The sequence below is a fragment of the Paraprevotella sp. genome, from assembly GCF_986071375.1.
Window position 1 is genome coordinate 1 of sequence record NZ_CFQRNQ010000040.1, and the last position, 3,470, is coordinate 3,470.

The 3,470-nt window shown below is 47.5% G+C and carries 4 protein-coding genes; 2 read left to right on the forward strand and 2 right to left on the reverse strand.

Annotation, left to right across the window (positions count from 1 at the left end):
* Positions 1-125: 125 nt before the first annotated feature.
* Both AC5RDV_RS13305 and AC5RDV_RS13310 read left to right on the forward strand, forming a co-directional pair.
* Positions 126-1,457 (forward strand): MATE family efflux transporter, encoded by a 1,332-nt coding sequence (locus tag AC5RDV_RS13305; RefSeq protein ID WP_282747869.1) that lies wholly within the window; start codon positions 126-128, stop codon positions 1,455-1,457.
* Between the two features lie 15 nt (positions 1,458-1,472).
* Positions 1,473-1,769, forward strand: a complete 297-nt coding sequence (locus tag AC5RDV_RS13310) for a DUF4491 family protein (protein WP_008622916.1) — start codon at positions 1,473-1,475, stop codon at positions 1,767-1,769.
* A 402-nt stretch (positions 1,770-2,171) separates the two neighbouring features.
* Here the strand turns inward: AC5RDV_RS13310 and AC5RDV_RS13315 are convergent, their stop codons facing one another.
* Both AC5RDV_RS13315 and AC5RDV_RS13320 read right to left on the reverse strand, forming a co-directional pair.
* Complete coding sequence (locus AC5RDV_RS13315; RefSeq protein ID WP_008622918.1) at positions 2,172-2,723, reverse strand: NADH peroxidase; 552 nt, start codon at positions 2,721-2,723, stop codon at positions 2,172-2,174.
* 66 nt (positions 2,724-2,789) lie between these two features.
* Positions 2,790-3,206 carry a Fur family transcriptional regulator gene (locus tag AC5RDV_RS13320; RefSeq protein ID WP_040603110.1) on the reverse strand — a complete coding sequence of 139 codons (417 nt, stop codon included), beginning with the start codon at positions 3,204-3,206 and terminating at the stop codon, positions 2,790-2,792.
* Positions 3,207-3,470: the final 264 nt, after the last annotated feature.

Below are 3,470 nucleotides of genomic sequence, written 5' to 3' on the forward strand. Positions count from 1 at the left end.
TAGCGCACCTGCTTTGGGAGCAGGGGGTCGTGGGTTCGAATCCCGCTACCCCGACCATCAGAAAAGGCACTGTAAAACAAGCTTTCAGCGAGTTGACAGTGCCTTTGTTTTTATTCAGCCAACAAATGACCGTCATGAATAAGTCATACCACAAAGAGATACTGCACATCGCTCTCCCGTCCATCCTTTCCAATATCACCGTTCCCCTGCTCGGGCTGATAGACCTGACCATTGCGGGACATCTCGGTGCCGCTTCGTATATCGGTGCCATAGCCATCGGCGGTACGATATTCAATATGATCTATTGGATTTTTGCATTCCTGCGGATGGGAACCAGCGGGATGACTTCACAAGCCTACGGTGCCGGCAATAAACAAGAAATGCAACTGTTGCTTTATCGTTCCTTGGCCACCTCCACGGGCATAGCCATCCTCATCCTCCTCCTGCAGGGCCCGTTACTTCATCTGGCCCTGTCCGTCATGTCGCCCACGGAAGCTGTGGCGGATTTTGCTTCGGTATACTTTAGAATCTGCGTATGGGGCGCCCCTGCCGTGCTTGGGCTTTACAGTATGACCGGATGGTTCATCGGATTGCAAAATGCAAAATACCCGCTCTACGTGGCCATCGTCCAAAACCTCGTCAACATAGCGGCCAGCCTGTCCTTTGTCTTCGTATGGCACATGGACGTGGCCGGAGTGGCTTTGGGGACAGCCATCGCCCAATATTGCGGACTGGCGCTTTCCCTATATTATTGCCACCGTATGCACCGTAGGCTCGGCCTTCCTTTTGCATTCCTCCCCTCTTCCGTATTCCGGAAAAACGCCATTCGCCGTTTCTTCAGTGTCAACCGCGACATTTTCCTGCGCACCCTTTGCCTCGTGTGCGTCACTCTCTATTTCACCTCCGCCGGTTCCCGTCAAGGGGAATATATCTTAGCGGCCAATGCCTTGCTGATGCAATACTTCACCCTCTATTCTTATTTCATGGACGGTTTCGCCTTTGCCGGAGAAGCCCTCTCGGGCAAATGTGCCGGTGCGGGAGATTACCAGGCCCTGAAAAAAGTCATCCGTAACCTGTTTCTTTGGGGATGCGGCGTGGCACTGACCTTCACCTTATTCTATATGGCCGGCGGAAAGGCTCTCATGAACCTGCTCACCGACGAAGCCTATGTCGTCGCCACAGCTTCCGACTACCTGCCTTGGGCTGTCCTCATCCCCTTTGCAGGTCTCTCGGCATTCATTTGGGACGGTGTTTTCATCGGACTCACGGCCACACGCTATATGCTCCTGTCCATGTTGGGCGCCACCCTGACTTTTTTCAGCGTCTACCTCAGCCTCTTCCCTATATGGCAAAACCACGCACTTTGGCTGGCTTTTCTCCTCTATTTATTCGTGCGAGGTCTCATGCAACACTTGCTATATAGAAATAAAATCTTAACTTTGCATCCTACAAACTAAATACACGCAAACGCAATGAACTACGTAGGCATACTTATCGGCTTGGCCACCTTCCTGATTATCGGCCTGTTCCATCCTTTAGTCATCAAGGGCGAATACTATTTCGGAACCCGATGCTGGTGGGCTTTCCTCGTGACGGGAATCCTATGTGCCGGTTTGTCCCTCTATGTGGAAAACGTGTACTTGAGTATCATTTTCGGTGTCATATCGTTCTCTTCCTTTTGGGGGATACTCGAAGTGTTCGACCAACGCAAACGGGTGCTGAAAGGTTGGTTCCCGAAAAATCCCAAACGACTGAAAGACTACGAATAAACCGCCCGTCGTTTTTTTATCATTCCCATTCCCTCCCTTTGCGTCAAAAATTTTTTCTGCCGGGAAAAAAGCCCCTGCATTTTTCTATATTCCTCTTTTCCAGACTCTTGAATACAGCGTAAAAATGTGCGCTAAATGAAAAATCATTCGCCTGAGATTGATTTTTCATTCTCAGGCAAACGATTTTCCGTTTGCCGCAAGATGATAAACCGCTCTCATGCAAGCCTTTTTTTGTCAAGCTTACCGACATATCCGAAAGAACAGCCGTTCGCTACATCCTTTCATCCTATACTCAAAAGGCTGTCATGACATTTAATACAAATCCCGTGAAGCCAGGCATCCAACTTCACGGGATTTTTCTGCCGGATATGCTACGACATCCGGACTAATACCACAAGATGGTTACTTGTCGCCGAAGTAACGGTTGTACAAACCGGCGAAACCACGGCCATGGCGAGCTTCGTCCTTTGCCATTTCATGCACAGTGTCGTGAATGGCGTCCAAATCCTGCTGTTTAGCCATCTTGGCCAAATCCATCTTGCCGGAGCAAGCACCGCTTTCAGCCTCCATACGCTTCTTCAGGTTGGTCTTCGTGTCCCAAACCATGTCGCCCAACAATTCGCAGAAACGGGAAGCATGGTCGGCCTCTTCAAAAGCATAACGCTTGAAAGCTTCCGCAATCTCAGGATAGCCTTCACGGTCAGCCTGACGGCTCATGGCCAAGTACATGCCCACTTCGGTGCATTCTCCTTCAAAGTTTGCCTGCAAACCTTTCTTGATTTCAGGGTCAACGTCCTTGGCAATGCCGATAACATGCTCGGTCACGAAAGTCAATTCCGTATCTACCAATTCCTTGAACTTTGAAGCCGGAGCCTTGCACTGCGGGCACTGTGCCGGAGCTTCTTCGCCTTCATGAATGTAACCACATACTGTACACACAAATTTCTTTTTCATTTTCTTCCGTTTTTAATTTAAATTACACATTCGTTCTTATTATTTCTCTGCCCGTGCCCTTCAGGCTCATGCCTCCATCGCACAGGCTTTACATACACCTTTATAATAGACATGCGCTTCGTCCACCTTAAAGTCCGAGCCTGCCGGTAAAAAGTCTTTCAAACTTTCCGGAAGAGCCACATCGAATAATTTTCCGCACCTCTTGCACATGAAATGCGCATGGGGAACAATTACCCCGTCAAAACAAACTTTCTTCTCATCAATGGTCAACATCAAGGCAGCTCCATGATCGGAAAAAAGCCGTAAAGTGTTATACACGGTCGTCTTAGACAACGTAGGTATAACTTTACACAAAGCCACATACACCTCATCCACTGTGGGATGCGTATGATTCTTAAGCAAATAATCCATAATTGCTATGCGTTGTACGGAGGGGTGAATCCCATATTTCTGCAATGTATCCAAAGCCTCTTTGTTAACCATGTTCAATATAAATTTGTAATGTTTACAATGCAAATTTAGCGTAAGTTCCGTTCCTGTGCAAGCCTTCCCGTGTTTTTTTTGATAAATAACAGCTTTTTTTGCTTTTATTGATACCTTTATATTATCTTTGTTCCTAGAAGTTATGAAAAAGGTCTAAGATATTGAAAATGAGCATAGGTTATTCGCTCATTATGGTAATAGGTTACGAATAAGAGAGTTATCTCCTTAAATATACTTCTGCGCGTTGCGTAACCTTCAAAGAAC

Bases quoted from the DNA above. Each gene is read 5' to 3' on its own strand.
- AC5RDV_RS13310 (WP_008622916.1), top strand. From the start codon at position 1,473: ATGAACTACGTAGGCATACTTATCGGCTTGGCCACCTTCCTGATTATC.
- AC5RDV_RS13315 (WP_008622918.1), bottom strand. From the start codon at position 2,723: ATGAAAAAGAAATTTGTGTGTACAGTATGTGGTTACATTCATGAAGGC.
- AC5RDV_RS13305 (WP_282747869.1), top strand. From the start codon at position 126: ATGACCGTCATGAATAAGTCATACCACAAAGAGATACTGCACATCGCT.
- AC5RDV_RS13320 (WP_040603110.1), bottom strand. From the start codon at position 3,206: ATGGTTAACAAAGAGGCTTTGGATACATTGCAGAAATATGGGATTCAC.